This window comes from Amycolatopsis sp. NBC_01480, assembly GCF_036227205.1.
Taxonomy (GTDB): Bacteria; Actinomycetota; Actinomycetes; order Mycobacteriales; family Pseudonocardiaceae; genus Amycolatopsis.
In genome coordinates, this window is sequence record NZ_CP109442.1 from 7,787,312 (window position 1) to 7,802,937 (window position 15,626).

The 15,626-nt window shown below is 67.2% G+C and carries 9 protein-coding genes; all 9 read right to left on the reverse strand.

The features are described 5' to 3' along the window. Positions 1–1,062: 1,062 nt before the first annotated feature. Complete coding sequence (locus OG371_RS36715; RefSeq protein WP_329060437.1) at positions 1,063–2,160, reverse strand: 3-oxoacyl-[acyl-carrier-protein] synthase III C-terminal domain-containing protein; 1,098 nt, start codon at positions 2,158–2,160, stop codon at positions 1,063–1,065. Between the two features lies 1 nt (position 2,161). Further along, entirely contained in the window at positions 2,162–2,353 is a 192-nt protein-coding gene (locus OG371_RS36720; RefSeq protein WP_329060439.1) for a hypothetical protein, read from the reverse strand. Between the two features lie 125 nt (positions 2,354–2,478). Then, a complete protein-coding gene (locus OG371_RS36725; RefSeq protein WP_329060440.1) occupies positions 2,479–2,970 on the reverse strand; it encodes a hypothetical protein in 492 nt (163 codons plus the stop codon). Next, positions 2,967–4,091, reverse strand: coding sequence for a hypothetical protein (locus OG371_RS36730; RefSeq protein ID WP_329060442.1), 1,125 nt, complete (start codon positions 4,089–4,091; stop codon positions 2,967–2,969). Before OG371_RS36730 ends, OG371_RS36725 begins: the two co-directional genes overlap by 4 nt. A 145-nt stretch (positions 4,092–4,236) precedes the next feature. Continuing rightward, positions 4,237–4,971: a hypothetical protein gene (locus tag OG371_RS36735; RefSeq protein WP_329060444.1), complete on the reverse strand. Its 735-nt coding sequence runs from the start codon at positions 4,969–4,971 to the stop codon at positions 4,237–4,239. A gap of 31 nt (positions 4,972–5,002) precedes the next feature. Further along, positions 5,003–5,785: a L,D-transpeptidase gene (locus tag OG371_RS36740; RefSeq protein ID WP_329060446.1), complete on the reverse strand. Its 783-nt coding sequence runs from the start codon at positions 5,783–5,785 to the stop codon at positions 5,003–5,005. Positions 5,786–5,954: 169 nt separating this feature from the next. Next, positions 5,955–7,877, reverse strand: coding sequence for a S53 family peptidase (locus OG371_RS36745; RefSeq protein ID WP_329060448.1), 1,923 nt, complete (start codon positions 7,875–7,877; stop codon positions 5,955–5,957). 115 nt (positions 7,878–7,992) lie between these two features. Beyond that, positions 7,993–8,964 carry a hypothetical protein gene (locus OG371_RS36750; RefSeq protein WP_329060450.1) on the reverse strand — a complete coding sequence of 324 codons (972 nt, stop codon included), beginning with the start codon at positions 8,962–8,964 and terminating at the stop codon, positions 7,993–7,995. Between the two features lie 790 nt (positions 8,965–9,754). Beyond that, the gene (locus OG371_RS36755; protein ID WP_329060452.1) at positions 9,755–14,857 is read right to left on the reverse strand and encodes a leucine-rich repeat domain-containing protein; all 5,103 of its coding nucleotides are present in this window, start codon (positions 14,855–14,857) and stop codon (positions 9,755–9,757) included. Between the last annotated feature and the right edge of the window lie 769 nt (positions 14,858–15,626).

A 15,626-nucleotide genomic window follows, 5' to 3' on the forward strand; every position in this document is an offset into this window, starting at 1 on the left:
GAGCCGGGGGTTCCGACCGTGCTCCGCGGAGACCGGAAGGTGGAGCGCGGTCTGTTGCGGGTATTGCGGAAGACGTCGGCGTCGGGGGCGGTCGAGGGTAGCTTCGGCGAGCGCGGGGAGCCACCGCTGCCGGAGCCATAGCCGGCGTCCGAGGCGCTTGGCTTGTCGCGGTGAGGCGTCGATGAATCGTTGCCAGGCCTGGTGTTCGGTCAGGTGCTGTTCGGCGGCGGCGATGGTGGTGGCGGGCGCCCAGAACCATCGCTGCCACGCCTGTCTTCCGATCTGCCGTGCTTTGGATCGTGGTCGGTTGGCCCAGTTCCACGCAGATGCGGCATCCACGTCGGCGCGTGCGAGGGCGAGGGCGTCGCCGTACTCGCGCTCAGACCGGCTCCCGACGGTCTTGTGTGGACGACGGCGGAGAGAATTTCCTTGTGGCGATGGGGATATCTGGCTCTCGGGGTGTCCGTAAGGCGGTGCGTCGGCTGGAATGAGGGTGCCGTCGAGTATCGGGCTGTTGAGGCGGAGGCGGTGTGGCGCGGAGGTGAGCCGGAGCGAGTGGCGGACCGTGGCTGATACGCCGTGGAGCGCGGACGCGTGTCGGGTGATGGTACGAAGATCGTCGTCGAGGCCGGACGGAGCTTTCACGATGAGGTGGACGTGCCCGGGCCGGCCGGAGGCCCGGCGTAGCCACGGCAGCCCGAGCTTTTCGGCCCAGGCAACCAGGTCATCGGCGAGTGCGTGGCCGGCTTCCTCGGTGCGTCCGGAGTCGCTGGGGTCGATGTCGACGGCGACGAACGGCGGTCGCAGCGTTCCGACGATGGATCGCGCTGCAGGGGCTTCGTGCAGGAGCGCCGTGGCTGTGCTGATGTTGTTCGTGACGAGGTGAGCTGTGTTGTCCTCGGCGATGAGGACGAACGGCGCGGTGAACAGCGCGCGATCCAGGGCCAATGGATCCGGGGCACTCGGTTGGGGTGCGAGCTGGTGGTGGGTTGGGCTGCGCATGGGAATCCTCGGTGCGCCGCGCTCAGGAGCAATACCGCGCGACGCTGGTGATGGGGCAGGTCAGCGCGGCAGTGCCGCGGGTTCGGTCGGCCGCCGCCACGGCCAGCGCAGCGGTGGCGTGAGGTGGCGCAGCGCTGCGGGGACGCGGTTGATGCGGAGGATGGCGGCGGTCCAGCTCATGCCGACTCCGACGCCGATGAGGGCGACGTGGTCGCCGGGGGCGACGGCATGGCGGGCGAGGAGGTGGGTGAGGCCGATGATCTGGTCGTTGGGGCCGATGTGGCCCCACTGATCGCCGGCGTGCTTGAGGGTGACAGCGGCGGGGATGTTCAGTGGTTGCAGGCATTGGGTTTCGAGGTGGTGGTGCCCGTAGTGGGGCAGCAGCACCCAGGCAAGATCGCTGGTGGTGAGCTTGGTGTCGGTGAGTACGCGGTTCATGACGTCACGGATGCCGCGGGTGTTGCGGGTGCGGACGGACTTCGTGCCGACGGTCTTCAGGTATTGGGTTTTGCGTTGGTGGACGTGTTCGATGCCGGTTTCGGTGGTGCCGGCGGGGAGGAAGCGGCTGTGGCCGCGGTGGAGTTGTTCGAGGGTGGGGTCGGTGTAGGAGGCGGTGGCGAGAATTTGGGCGAGGCCGGGGTGGCGGCTGAGGATGAGGGCGGAGCCGCCGTCGCCGTAGGCGATGCCGTGGTCGGTGGTGAGGTGGTCGAAGGCGGGCGGGCCGAAGGTTTCGCCGCCGGTCAGCAGGATGTGGTCGGTGTCGGGGCTGCCGGCGAGGATGCGCGCGGAGAGGTCGATGCCGCCGACGAGGCTGTTGCTCATGGCGTTGATTTCGGTGGCGATGCCGGGTCCGGCGGGCATGCCGAGGCGGGAGCGGACGTAGCTGGCGCGGGACCAGAAGTCGATTCCGCGGCTGCCGCGCCAGATCGCGGCGTGGAAGTGGGCTTCGGGGACTGGGAGAGGCCCGTCGGTGATCTGGGCGAGGCTGGCCAGGGCGTTGTGGCCGGCGCGGACGGCGAGGTCCATGCCGGTGCTGTCGCGGGCGACGGACACTGATCGTTGGCCGGCGCGGGGGTCCAAGCTGGAGCCGATGGGGACGGGGACCAGGTCGCCGAGGGCGGCGCCGACGCCGCGGACGTGCAACTTGTTCCATCGCATGTCACGCCTCCGTCGCCGGAGGTGGCGGTGGGGCAAGGTCGCGCTCGATCGCGGTGACCGAGGTGTAGTAGGCGCGCAACTGCCGCGTGGTGATTCCGGCGGTGGCGGCGATCTCGTCGAGCGTCGGCCTGCGCTCGACGGCATGACCCGCGGCGTAGAGGTCGCGGGCCGCGTCGAGGATGCGCGTGCGCATGGCGTTCTCCGTGTGGTGAGCCTGAGGGGCGGGGCGGTGGCGCCGAGCTGCCGCGAACACGCGCCGTCCGGGGTGACGCCTCCGGCCGGACGCGCCGGCCCGGAGTGCGCGGCGGGGTGGGGGCGTCATCGGGGCCTTCGGCTGGAACTGACGCGCCGTCGGGTGATCCGCTCGAGATGTTCGGCGCGCAGGTTTTCGGCGCGGATGGTCACGGCGGGGTCGAGGTCGGGCGCCGGTTCGAGGGCGGAGCCGAAACGGGGGTCGGTGGTGACGGCGAGCATCAGCACGGCGGCGTTGCGGCTGAGGTTGACGACCGCGTACGGCAGTGCCCGGCGGATGTAGATCAGGTCGCCGGGGGCCGGCAGCACGGGGCGCAGGGATTCGCCGGCGAGGACGGCGGCGTAGCCGCTGAGCAGGATGAGCGCGGTCTCGGCGGCGCGGTCGCGGTGGGTGGGCAACTGCCTGTTGCCCGGGATGAGCAGCCGTCCGGCGGAGAGCTGTTCGGTGGGGACAGCGGGGGCGTAGAGGATGGAGGTGACCAGGGTGCCGCCGGGCACGGTGCGGGTGTCAGCACCGCTGGGCCGTCGGTGCACGCCCCCGTCGATCCGGCCGGTCACCGCTGCTTTCCTCGGGACTTGTGGTGGCTGGCGAAGGGTCGATAGGGAGTGCCGGCGAGACTGCGGGCGAGCGCGGTGTTGTCGGCGGTCGCGGCAGGTGTGCGGCGGCCGTGGCCGCACGCTGCGGCGACCGCGGTCACCGGCCGACCCAGGGCGTTCTCGGCGAGTTCGAGCGCACGGCGGGAATCCTGTGGGTTGACCTCGTCGACGAGTCCGGCGATCACCTCGATGTCGTCGGGCAGGCGGCCGAGGGCTCGGTAGAAGGCGGCGTCGGTCGGTGGGCCGGTGGTGCCGGTGCACATGGGGATGTGCACCGGCGGCATCGTTTCGCCGAGCGTCCGCAGCCGGTGATGCAGGGCCCGGATCAGCCGGACTGCGGGGCCGAGGCTGTCCGGGGTGACGAGGGGTACGTGCTTGAGGTCGCCGTGGCAGAGGTGCAGGATCCACCGGGCTTCGCGTGGGGTGTCGGTGATCAGCCGGGTGATCTGGCCGGCGAGGAATCTGGCCATCAGCGGTGCGAGCGCAGTGGGCGCCGTGTCGAATGCGATCAGGGAGGCGGGGGTTTCCAGTTGGAACACGACCTCCTCGCCCCAGTGCTGGTGTATTTCCTCGACGTCGTCGATGAGGGCCTGGCGGAACACGCCGAGGTGGGTGAGCAGGTGGAGCGGGGCGCCGAAGCAGAGGTACGCGAGATCGAGTGGATTCGGGACCGATACTTGCATCGGCGGCAGCGTGCGGGTGGTGTCGAGGGCGCGGCGGGCGGCCATGACGGCGGTGGTGTCGCTGGCGCGGCGCAGGGCCACGTCTTCCGGGGCGAGGCGCTGGCCGGGGGTGATGCGGTAGCGGGGGTAGTCGTGGTAGCCGGTGGCGTTGCCGCGGCGGATCGGGGTGAGGGCGTCCCGGTCGGCGAGTTGGTGGAGCCAGCGGACGACCCAGTCCGGGTCGCGGTCGCAGGGCAGGGTCGTCAGCCCGGCCTTGTCGGTGTGGTCGAGGATCCACTGCATTGCCGTGCGGTCGTCCGGATGCAGCTGCTGGGGCAGTGATCCGACGAAGTGCACGGCGCGGCCGGGCGCGTCCAGTGCGGGGTCGTTCTCGAGGTGGTGTGGTGTGGTGGTCGACATGGTCTCCCCTGGGGTGGATGGGTTGAGGCTCGGCTGCGGCGAGGGGAGGGGACGCCGTGCGGCCGCGGGAAAGAGGGGCGCGTGACCCGCCCCCGGACAATGCGCGGGGACGGGCCACGGTCTGGCCGGAGGGATTCGGGACCGGTCAGCCGGTCACCGGGAGGTGACCCGGCTTGGGTGTCGCGGTCGGAGCCGGCCGCTGTCCGGTGTCGGTGTGCTGCTGGTCGCGGTCGGACGGGTGCCCGGGCCGCTCGGTCGGGTTGGGCCGGTGGGCCGGGCTGGTGGGCCGGCCGGGCGGGGTCGGGTTGCTGGTGGGCGGCGAGGTGGGCGGGGTGCCGGTTCCACAGGCGACGGCGGCGACCCGCACGGTGATCGCCTTCTTCGCGCCGGGCGTGGTGACGGTGATGGTCGCCGCGGTGCCGCTGGCGCCACCGGAGGCACCCGGCGTCACCGTGAGGTTTCCGCTGCTGTGCGCGGCGGCGCTGACGGTGGTGACTCCGTTGTGGCACTTCGCCGAGAACGGCCCGACGCTGGTCCCGCCGACCCGCACGCTCGCGACCGTCGCTTCGGCGAGTCCGGCGCCGGCGCGCAGTGAGATGCCGCTCGCGACGACGGCGCCGGACGGGGACGAGACGGACCCGCCGCCGGTCCGGATCTCCCCGCTGCTGCTGACCGACGGGGCTGGACCGAAGTGCTCGCCGTCGTTGACGGTGATGCCGCTGGCCGACGATGCGGTCGTGGCCGCTTGCGCCTGGGGCGACTGCTCAGTGAACAGAAAGGCGTGGGTGAGCGTGCCGGCGACCAGCGCGCCGACGGCGATACTGCTCAGGCCGAGGCTGGTGGTCAGCAGGCGGCGGGTCTCGGGTCGAGGTGTCGACATGGTTTTCCCTTTTCTCCCTTGATGGTGCGGGTCAGCGGATGAAGACGGGGGTGCCGAGCGGCACCGTGGTGGCCAGGACGCGCAATGCGTCCGCGGGAACGCGGATGCAGCCGTCGCTGGATGGGGTGCCGAAAACGTTCGCGGCGGGCCAGGTGTGGATGCCGGTGGTGCCCGGCCCGCCGCCGAAGGTCTCGTGGCTGGTCGAGTGGATCCCGAGCGGAAGGATCACCGGACTGTAGGTCTGATGACTGTCCTGAATAGACGCCATCACGAAGGTCCGTCCGGCCGGTGTTGGGGCGGAGGACTTTCCGACGCCCACTGTCCACGTCCCGATCTCGTTTCCGTCCCGGAACAGGTGCAGTCGGAACGTGGCCCGGTCCACTTCGATCCGGAAGGGCGTGTGAGCGGTGTCGAGACTGTTGTCCTGTGTGGACAGCCACCCGGTGGAGCCATTCGGCCTGCTGGGCAGGAGAACCTGCACCCAGCCGCGCTCTGCGGCGATCACCGGGACCCACGTGTCCGAGGAGATCTCCTGCGGCGGCAGTGCCGCGATCGCCGGACCACCTGGCGCGGCGAAGACCGGAACCCGGTCACGGGGGTGCACCACTGTTCCAGCCGGAATCTCCTGCACGTTCACATCCGTTGGGGCGCCTGGAGTTGTCGCGTAGGTCGTGGCCTCGGGCAGGGCGCCCAGATTTGGCACCGTGCGCGCCGCGATGATCTGTGCCTGCGCGTTCGACGGTGCCGTTGGTGTGACGGCGGCCGAGCTGTCGTCGCGAGCCTCGATGTGCTCGGACAGCAGCAGGACGCTCACGAATGCGACAGCGCACGTGACCACCGAGACGATGATCTGCACTGGCCAGCCTGGATCGATCGGGTCGCGAAATTCATTGCGACGGCGTGACATCGTGGACCTCCACCGGGCGGCACGAAGCCTGTGGTCGGGGTGCGGACCCGCCCTCTCGGCGGGCCCGCACCGGTGGTCACTGAGCGGCAAGAGCGGCGACGAACCCGGAGTCGGGGGTGCCGACACCGGTCACGTTGTCCCAGCCAGGAGCACTCTGCAGGGGCTCCTTCTGCGGCTGCGGCCGCGCGTCGAAGTCGACGAGGTAACTACCCCGGCTCCCGGGCACAGTGGTGCCGGGAAGCGCGTGCATCACCGAGGTCCACACGCCGGCCTTCTGCGGCGTCACATCGGCGATACCGCCGTGCATCCCGTAGAGCGCCGGCGTGAGCAGCCCGCCGCGGCCGCCACGTGCCTGCTGCGCGTCGGCGGCAAGACCGGCGATCAACGGCGACGCGAGCGAGGTGCCGCCGTAGGAACCGATGCCGAACTGGCCGTTCACGGTCTGCCCGACCAGCATCCCGGTGTAGGAGTCCGCGAGCGCGGCGATGTCCGGCACCGCTCGATGCCCGTGCGACGCGGACGCCGGCACGACACCGGTTTGCCAGTCCGGGGTGTCATAGAGCGCCGACGCGCCACCGCCCGCGCCACCGGCGAAAGGCCCGTCGGCATCGGACTGCGGGACCCATTGGCCGCCGGTGAGGGTGTTGCCGCTGTTCTCCCAGCCCGTCACCATGACCGGCTTGTTCGCGGAGTCGAGACCGACGCTGGTGCCGCCGACCGCGGTCACCCAGGGGCTGCTCGCCGGGAAGCTGGCCGTCGGCTGCCCGGCCAGGGTTTCGTTCGTGCCGGCGTCGCCACTGGACACCGTGATCGACTGGCCCTGGATCGCGGCCTGCAGCGCCATGGAGTTGAACTGGTCCCGCGCGGCCGGGGTCATGCTGCGCTCGCCGTCGGCGTTTCCCCAAGAGAGACTGAGCACGTCGACCGCGTTGTCGGAGACGGCCTGGTTGACCGAGTCGTAGAGGCCACCAATGCAGGACTTGGCCGCGTAATACCGGATTTTCGCGCTCGGCGCGACAGTGTGCGCGGCCTGGACGTCCAGGGTCTGCTCCCCGGCCCAGCTGTCGGGGTTGCACTGCTGCTGGTCGGTGAATCCACCTTCCGGCAGTACCGCGGAGTACTGCCCGGCCGCCAAGGCTGGGACTCCGAGCTGCGGCGCGGCGCGGTTGGTGTCGTCGACGACCGTCTCGGAGTTGTACGCCCCGACGACGCCGACCGTCGTACCGGCGCCGCTATTGCCTGCCCCGAGCCCGTACATGGCGCGCACGGACGTTCCGGTGTAGCCGCACAGCGCGTTCGACTGCGCGCCCGCGGGATACTTCTGCGGAACGTCCGCGTTGTTCTGCTCACCCCACCAGCGGGCGCAGTCCTGCGCGTCCGCCGCAGCCGGAGCGGTGTGCTGCGGCCGGACCGTTTTCGCACTGTCGTCCAGACCGAGCACCGCGGTCACCGTCGTGCGCAGCGACCGGGGAATGGTGATCGGCGAGTCCGGGGCGACGAGCGTCTCGGTCCGGCCGCCCACGTGGGAGCGGAACGTGGAGAGCGTCGCACCGAACACCCGCTCGAGGTCCCCGGTCGGGGCCTGGGCGTCGATGAAGTGCCGGTTGCCGCTGACCCCGGTGACGGTCACGCCCTCCCGCGTCAGCCAATCCCGGACCTGCGCCACCGCGTCATCGGTAGGACCGAAACGGTCGGTGAACTGCTGCGAGGTCAGGAACTTCCCCTTCCCCGCGTTCCCCGGCGCGGACACAGCCGCGGCGAGCCGGGCCGCCCCTGCCTCGTCGCGCAGCGCGAGCGCGATCTGGATGTGCCGGACTGCGGCGGCGTCGGTACCGCCGACCTTGGCCGCAGGAGTAGCCCACGCCGGCGTGTTGCCGGCGACGACGGTCCGATCGCCGTCAGCGGGACCGGCGGCCTGGACGCCCGCGGGCACCGCGGCGGCACCCGCCGCGAACGCCAGCGCGGACATCAGCGCCGTGGCCGTGGATGACAAAGGCATGAGAATCCTTTCGAATCTATTTCTGGGCAGGTCGAATAGACGCCGCAATACGGCGTGCTTCAGGCATGGGAGTAGCGCGCAACGATGGATGATTGCCGCGAAATATCTCGCGAAACTAATTCCGTGTCGTTCGATGGTGACCGACTACGGATGTCGAGTAGAAAACTGCCGGGTTAGGTGGTGCTCGAGAGAATCGAGGCGGCCCTCGCGCAGGTGTTTCCAGCCTGGGGCGTGCGCAGGTGGTCATCGCGACGTAGCCACCGGCTCCGGTGCCGCCAATCCCCGCGACGGCAACCTCGGCGGCCCGAGCGAGCCTGATCAGGGAGTTGGGTTCGGCTGCCCGCCGATGCAGCTGACGCACTCGCGGGATGTAGATCGACGGCACGTTCGCGGCCAGCAACCAGACTTCTTCGGAACGATGCGGCGAGGTCCGATGCGCGTACAACTCCCGCGTCGCCTGCACATAGCCCACCGCCCAGGTTCCGCCGAAGCCAACATCCTGCACGCTAGGATCGTCGTCGCCGTCGCGTCTCCATCGGAAACCCAACGGGACGGCACCAACCGCCCCGGCGACGGCCGACCCGGCCAGACCTCGGCGCGGATCGTGCCGGACGAACGCCGCAGCGTCCGTCCACACCGACGACACCGAGACGGGACGGTCCGATGCCCGTGCCCAGCCGCGGCTCGCAGCTCCGAGAGCGCCACCCGTCACATCGAGGCTCAGGACAAACCTGCGCAGGCGCAGGATCTTCCGGCGTGCCTCGTGGAGCGCGTCCGCCTGGCGCCGCAACTGCCGTAGGCGAGCGTCGGCGCTCTTACTCTGCCGCCAAAGCGAACGGCGATCCGGTGCGCGTGGATCGGCCGCGGTCGCGGAGCGGGCAACTTGCCAATAGAGCTCGCCGTTCAGCGCGATCAGCCGGTAATGCCGTTCGAGTTCCACGAGATCGGCGCCGGCATGCTCAGTGAGACCCGTGCGAAAAAACACGAACAAATCGGCGGCGATGTCACGGGGAACCCGGTGTACGTGATCGTCCGCCCGCAATTGCAGCCGCCGCGACGAGCATGCCCAGGTGACAGCCGAGTCCATCTGTTCTCCCCGCTCCTGCGGTCACTGGGCCCGAACGCCGCACCCTCCCTGACGCGACGACACCAGATGACCAAGTACGTCTCACCGTAACGTCGAACCGTAGGATGTCAACACCGTGATACAAGATGCGTGAGGAATCCATCCATGCCGCGCCGCGCGATCAAGCAGCTCATAGTATGGTCGCGACCGTTGGTCTCGCCGACGCGGCGCCGAGACGCGGAGGCACTGCCCTGATGCCCGCGAGGTTCGGCCCGAGATGTACGTGTGGCTCCCGGCGAGCCGGGGCGAGTCGGCGGGTCTCGCTGCGCTTTATCCGGACGGGATGCGATCCTGCGGGGTGCGGTGCGCAGGCTCCGGTGGACATGGCATGTTCCTGCGCCGAGCACGGATTGATTCGCGGACGCCGCTGGGCTGGTCATGCACTTATTAGCTTGGCGCCCGGGATGCTGGAGACATGCCCCTCCGAATGGCACGCTCGGAGTGGAGCCGGCCGCGGATACACTTGGAGCTCGCCGAGTGTTCCGTTGAACCTGTGCGGAGGACCCTCCGTTCCCGGAGCCGGACGTGATGACCGGCCGCACCGCGGACCGGGCTCGCGCCCGCCGCGAGAAGTTCGGGAACAGGGATCATGAGCGTCCAGGCCAAGTCGTCGGTGGTGGCCGTCTGCGCAGGCCGACAAGTCCGGCGTGCCAACGGAAAAGTAGGTCTAGTAACCTCTTCCGCGTCAGGGGACTATGGACGGACAGCTGGTCGTGCCGCAAGGTGGCACGACCAGCTGCTCCCTGTCTTGTCAAGCTTTGCTCGTAGTCCGGTATTGCGCGAGGTGTTCTTCGCAGAGGTAGAGGGTCAGTCCCTCAGGCGTGTCGAACCGGGATAGGCCGCCCCAGGCTTCGTCGGGATCCAGCTTGACCAGCATCGCTTTCAGGGCGCGGAAATCGGCGTCCGTCGTCGCATGCAGCTCCGGCCGACTGTTGACTGGTGTACCGCCGGGGAGAGATCGGTCGTGGTCGATATCCTTCGGCAACTGGACGATCAGTTCCTTCATCAGGTCGCAGTCTGCCTTCGCCTGCTGGCTCAGGACATCCACGGCGATGCCGAGTATCGGACCGGCCAGTGGCGCCGCATGCTTGAGCACTCGGACGAGGTGCCCGAGGTAGGGGCCCAGCTTGATGAACCACTCCCGCGGCTGCGAGATCGGGTACACACCGTGAGGTTCAGGCAGCCGGTGCCAGGACCCGGGTTCCTCGCAGTACAGGTGGATTTCGTACGTGCCTCCGGTGATCCGCCCCCGCCCGGCCGGCACCACCGCGAACACACTCGGACACCGGGCCTCCTGCTGCTGCTGGGCGAGGCGCTGCAGACGCAGGAACATGCGCTGGGAGAAGTCGCTGTGCTCCTCCAGCCGGCCACCGAGCCGTTCCAGGGTCTTGGCCAGCCGCTCGATGCTGGTCCCGGTCGCGTCGTTCTCGGACGGGGCCAGGCCGAGCAGGAGCTCCGGCACTGAAACCGGTTCGCCGGAGCGGTGACACTCGATTTCGTACCGCGGCGGTGTGCGCGCAAGCCGGGCGTGGAGGTTGTCGTAGTCGAACAGTTCGGGACAGTCTTCGGAACAGCGGCACGGTACCTGGCGGGTGATGTGGAGGCCGGGAAAGCGTTCCAGCGTCAGGTTCAGTCCGTCGTCCAGGACCATGAAGAAGCTGACCGGCGATGGCCCCCGAACTGTCAGCTCGACGCGGTTGCGCTGCCGGTCCGCGCTGATCAATGCGAGGTGCCGGCCGTCGCTGTGAGCGAGCAGGGCCCCGGTCCGCCAATGGGTGTTGCGACTGAAACGGTGCGACCGCGCGATGAACCACGTGGGAATGCCGGGCGGGGTGGTGTTCAGCTGGTAGATGACCTTGATCTCGTGGCAGCCGGTCTGGTGCCGGGCCGCTTCCCACTCGGGCTCGTAGGCCGGTGGGTCCCACTGCAACCGCTCGACGACCAGGCTGACGTCGCCGGTCCGGGACGCGTCGACGCGGTAGGAGAGGTCGTACTTGTCCATCATGCTCAGGAAGTGGTCGCGGACGCCCCTGTCCAAGTCCTTCCACAGCTCGTTGAGGTGCTGGCGGGTCAACAGGCCGTGGAGGTCGGCGACCTCCCCGCTGTCGAGGACCCGGCTGATGTAGTCGTTGACCCAGGCCGGGCGCAGCACGACGATCTCGCTGAGCTCGGGATCGTCGGAGTAGTACAGGATGTCGCCGAGTTCGTGCAGTGCCCGGGCGATGAAGCTGTGACGCTGGGCGTCGTTCACGCCGGCGGTGGTCATCACGTCCCACATGCGGCCTGGCGTGATGTGGTTGTCCGGGATGGCCCGCACTGCGTCCGCGGCTGTGAGCCAGGTTGTCGGCCACTCCGACCCCATCAGCGGGAGCTGGGCTGCCTGTTCGGCGAGTAGCCCGCGAAGGTCGGCGAAACCCTGTCGGGTTGCGTTGTCGACCTGCAGGCTGGCCACGATCCGCGGGTACTTCGAACGCAACTCGGCCAAGGGTAGGTCCACCGGCCGGTCGTGGATGTGGGTGGCCACCAGCACGATCGGCGATTCCGGCGCGCGGGCGGTGATGATGTCCAGCCAGTAGTGCAGTTTCCCTTGTTCCCAGCCGAGCCTGGAGTTCCACAGCAGGACGAACAGTGAGCGGTTGGTGAGGAAGAACTGGTGGGTGGCGTGGTAGATCTGCTGTCCGCCGAAGTCCCAGGTGCTCAGCTGCATCCGGACGCCGTCGCGGTCGGGATGGTCCAGGGTCAGGTTTCGGATCAGCAAGCCGTGGGTGGACGGCTCGTCCGGATTGTGTGCGTCCTCGGCGAGCGCCTTGACCAGGGAGGTCTTCCCGACGCCGCCCTCGCCGACGACGAGCAGCTTCGACAGCCACTGGGCCGAACTGCCCCGAGCGCGTTCCCGGAGGAAGTCCAAGATCGACTGGGAGCTGCCTGTGGTGATCTCCGGCGGCGGGCTGACCAGCGGATTACCGGCGACCGCCAGGTTATCCAGCCGGGGCATGTCGACCAAGTAGTCGGGCAGGATCTGCAGCCGGTTATCCGCCATCTGAAGGGTGGCCAGCTGATCGAGTTCGCCGAGGCTGCCGGGCAGTGCTTCGATCTTGTTTCCTGTGACGTTCAGAGTCTTGAGCCGGCGCATCTCCCCGATCGTGTCCGGGAGAGTCGTTAGCGTGTTGTCGGCGAGGACGAGGTTAGTGAGGTTGGTTAGGCGTCCGATCTCGGGCGTTAGCTCGCGGAGCCGGTTGTCGGACACCTGGAGCGTCGCGAGGTCGGTAAGGTCCCCGATGCTCGCTGGCAGCTCGGTAAGGCGGTTGCGCTGCAAAGACAAAAGCATAAGGTCCCGCATGCGGCCAACCGTTTGCGGCAAGGATGTTAGTTCGTTGTTTGACAGGTGCAGATGTCTGAGATGACTCAACTGTGTGAAGCTGCCAGGTATTTCCGCGAGATTGTTGTCGTTGAGGCAGAGAAAACGCAGGAATCCGATCTCATCTATGCCTCCGGGAACCTTGGAAAGTTCGCATTCGCTGAGGTCCAATGTTTTCAGTCGTGTCAGTTTGTCGAAATTCAGGGCGATTGAATTAATCTTGTTCTTCGCCGCGGAGAAGTAGGTCAGGTCCGTGAGCTTGGACAGCCATGCCGGCAGCTCGGTCAAATCGATGTTGTCGCACTCGAGGATCGTGAGTCCGGTCAGGTCTTCCAGCCATGCCGGCAGGCAGCCGAGCCGGTTCCCGCTGATTGACAGGTCCGATAGACTCGCGCTCGCGCCCAACTGTGCGGGCAGTTCGGTCAACTCGTTGTTGCGCACCCAGAGATCGGCCAGGCGAGGCAGGTCGGCGATCCAGGGGGGCAGAGCGCTTACCTTGTTGTCATTAAACTGCAGGGTCGTGAGATCCGTGAGTTCGGCAAGCCAGTCCGGCATCTCGGCGATCTGGTTGGAGCTGACATCCAAACTTGTAAGCCGTCGGAGCCGTCGGACCCAGTCGGGTAGCTCAGTGAGCCCGCAGCCTTGCAGGCTCAGGTGAGTCATCCACCTGAGGTCGCCCAGCCAGCCGGGTAGTTCCGACAACTGGTTGCCACCGACGTGCAGCCGGCGAAGCTCGGCACGAGAAGCCATCCAGTCAGGCAGGCTGGAGATCCTATTGTTGTTGAGCCACAGCTCCTCGATGCCGTTGGCGTTCGCGAGTTGGGGAGGTACGGTGGTGAACCGGTTGCTGCTCAGCAGCGCTTCTTGCAAATCGACTAGGTTTCCGATGGACACTGGCAACTCGGAAAGTTCGTTAGAAAATAGATGAAGGGCCTGCAGTCGCCGGAGATCACCCAGCCACTCCGGGATAGTCTTCAGCTGACAGTTGGACAATCCCAGTGAAGTCAGTTCGCCGAGGCCTCGGATACACGCAGGTACTTCATTGAGTGGATTGCCGTCGAGGTCGAGGGTAAGCAGGTCTGGCAGCGTACCCACCCATCGAGGGAGCTCCGTCAGCTCGTTATTGTCGAGGCGCAACCTGGTGAGGTTCGGTAGGCCGGAAAACTCGACGGGAAGCGCACGAATCCGGTTGTTGTCTACCCACAGCTGCTCGATCCCGGTGAGGTTCTCCAGCCACGACGGGAGCTCGGTCAGGTGGCAGTCGCCGATGCCGAGGAAGACCAGCGAGGTCATCTCCCCGAGCCAGTCTGGCAGCTCGTGCAGGAAGTTGCCGCTGACGTGGAGGCTAGTGAGATCCGTCATCTCACGGAGGCCTGCGGGCAGCGCAGCCAGGCGGTTTCCTTGGAGCCAGAGGATTTCTAGCCTGCCGAGTTCGCCTAGCCAGTCTGGTAAGCTTTCCAGCCAGTTTCTATGCAGGTACAGGGCCTCGAGCCTGGTCAGGTTGCGTATCCATTCGGGCACGCTGGTCAGTCCGCAGTTGCCGATATCAAGCGTGGTCAGCGCGGTCATCGCACCGATCCGGTCGGGCAAGGTGGTGATCCGGTTGCCATCGAGACGCAAGGTGGTCAGGTTGGCCGGTAGAATCGGCAGCTCTGTCAGGCGGTTCCCATCGATGTTCAAAGACGTCAGCAGGGTGAAGTCAGCGATCCAGGTCGGCAGTTCCGTGAGATGATTGCCGTCGAGCTCGAGCTCGGTAAGGTCGGACAGACCGGAGATCCACTCCGGTACCTCGGTCAATCGTGAAGTTCCAAGTCCCAGCTCCGTCAACGTTGTGATGGCACCGAGCCATTGAGGCAGCACGTCGAGGCGGTTTTCGTCGATGTACAGCACGGCGAGCTGGAGATCGCCTAGCCACGGCGGAAGGTACGTCAGGCGGTTGCTGTGTAGACGCAGTTCGGTGATTTCGGTGAGATCGGCGAACCAGCCGGGCATTTCTGCCAGCTGGTTGCCGTCGAGGTCGATCCGCTTCAGGTGCCTCAGGCCGGCCACCCAGCGCGGCACGGCGGGAAGCCGGCAGGACCCGATGCCGAGCGCAGTCAGTCCGGACATCGTGCCCAGCCATTCGGGGAGGGCAGCCAGGGGGTTCGCGTCGACGAAAAGCTCGCGAACGTCCAGATCGGCGAGCCACCGCGGCAGGTCGGTCAAGCGGTTCCGGTCGACTTCAAGCGTATGGAGGCGAGTGAGGCCCTTCATCGAGTCAGGTAAGTGACGCAGCCTGTTCCGCTCAAGCTTGAGTTCGGTCAAGGGCAGACTGGCCAGCCAGTCAGGCAGTTCCCGCAGGTAGTTGCCGCCCAGATCGAGCTTGGCGAGGTCGCTCAGGTCCGCTACGCGCGGGGGAATCTCACCGAGGTGGAGGTCGCTCAGGTCGAGAGTGGTCTCACCTCCCGCGAGCGCCCGGTCGATACGTCGATTGGATTCGTCCGCGCCCACGGTCATGACGTCCAGTTAATCACGACTCTCGCTGCTGTATCTAGACAAAACCGCGACACAGTACACTGGAACTGGATACGGGCTCGCTCCCAGCTAGCCCGTATCCAGCTCGCGAGCGCAACGCCGAGCGGCTGGCCCACCTCGACGATATTGAAGCTCACCGCTGATCCCTTAGCGCTTCGCCGCGACCGCGCAGTACCCTACGGTTACCTTTTATCACTTGGGTGGTTTCAGGATGGATCGTGACGCCGAGTATGTCGGCGAAGATACGGGGTTTGAGGTCGGCACGTTTCCAATTGAACAGACTCCGGTCATGCTGAACCCGAGGTTGGCCCTCCTGCCCACAGTTTCCATGACCCTCAGGGGCTTGGCCGCAGGGACCTCAGGGTGTTGCACCAAGTGCGTGCGAACCTCGCGACGATTTCGAGGCGCTCCGAAACGTCGCTAGATAGGTAGGGCGTCGGGTGTCGTGGGACAATCTGATAGATTAATTCGGCGCTGCAATTGAGCAGTGATCATGATACGGGTGGCCGACTACAACGGGCTCCCATGGTGCCGGCAGCGCTCTTAGCTATGTCTGGTTGATTTTGCCTCGACAGAACCCCGAAGTCAGGGCTTGTTCTCGATCGGGCCTTGTCCAGCGCCTCCTGGGTTGGCGGTGCTTCGTCTGTTGAAGACGACGATAAGATGCGGTTCAGGTATTCGGAACAACGGGCGAAACGGCCTGGAGGTGCGGCCAGGTTCGACCGCGAAGAAGGCCCCGGTGCAGTCGGAA

Coding starts and splice junctions, on each gene's coding strand:
- OG371_RS36715 (WP_329060437.1), bottom strand. CDS start 2,160: ATGCGATGGAACAAGTTGCACGTCCGCGGCGTCGGCGCCGCCCTCGGC.
- OG371_RS36720 (WP_329060439.1), bottom strand. CDS start 2,353: ATGCGCACGCGCATCCTCGACGCGGCCCGCGACCTCTACGCCGCGGGT.
- OG371_RS36730 (WP_329060442.1), bottom strand. CDS start 4,091: ATGTCGACCACCACACCACACCACCTCGAGAACGACCCCGCACTGGAC.
- OG371_RS36735 (WP_329060444.1), bottom strand. CDS start 4,971: ATGTCGACACCTCGACCCGAGACCCGCCGCCTGCTGACCACCAGCCTC.
- OG371_RS36745 (WP_329060448.1), bottom strand. CDS start 7,877: ATGCCTTTGTCATCCACGGCCACGGCGCTGATGTCCGCGCTGGCGTTC.
- OG371_RS36750 (WP_329060450.1), bottom strand. CDS start 8,964: ATGGACTCGGCTGTCACCTGGGCATGCTCGTCGCGGCGGCTGCAATTG.
- OG371_RS36755 (WP_329060452.1), bottom strand. CDS start 14,857: ATGACCGTGGGCGCGGACGAATCCAATCGACGTATCGACCGGGCGCTC.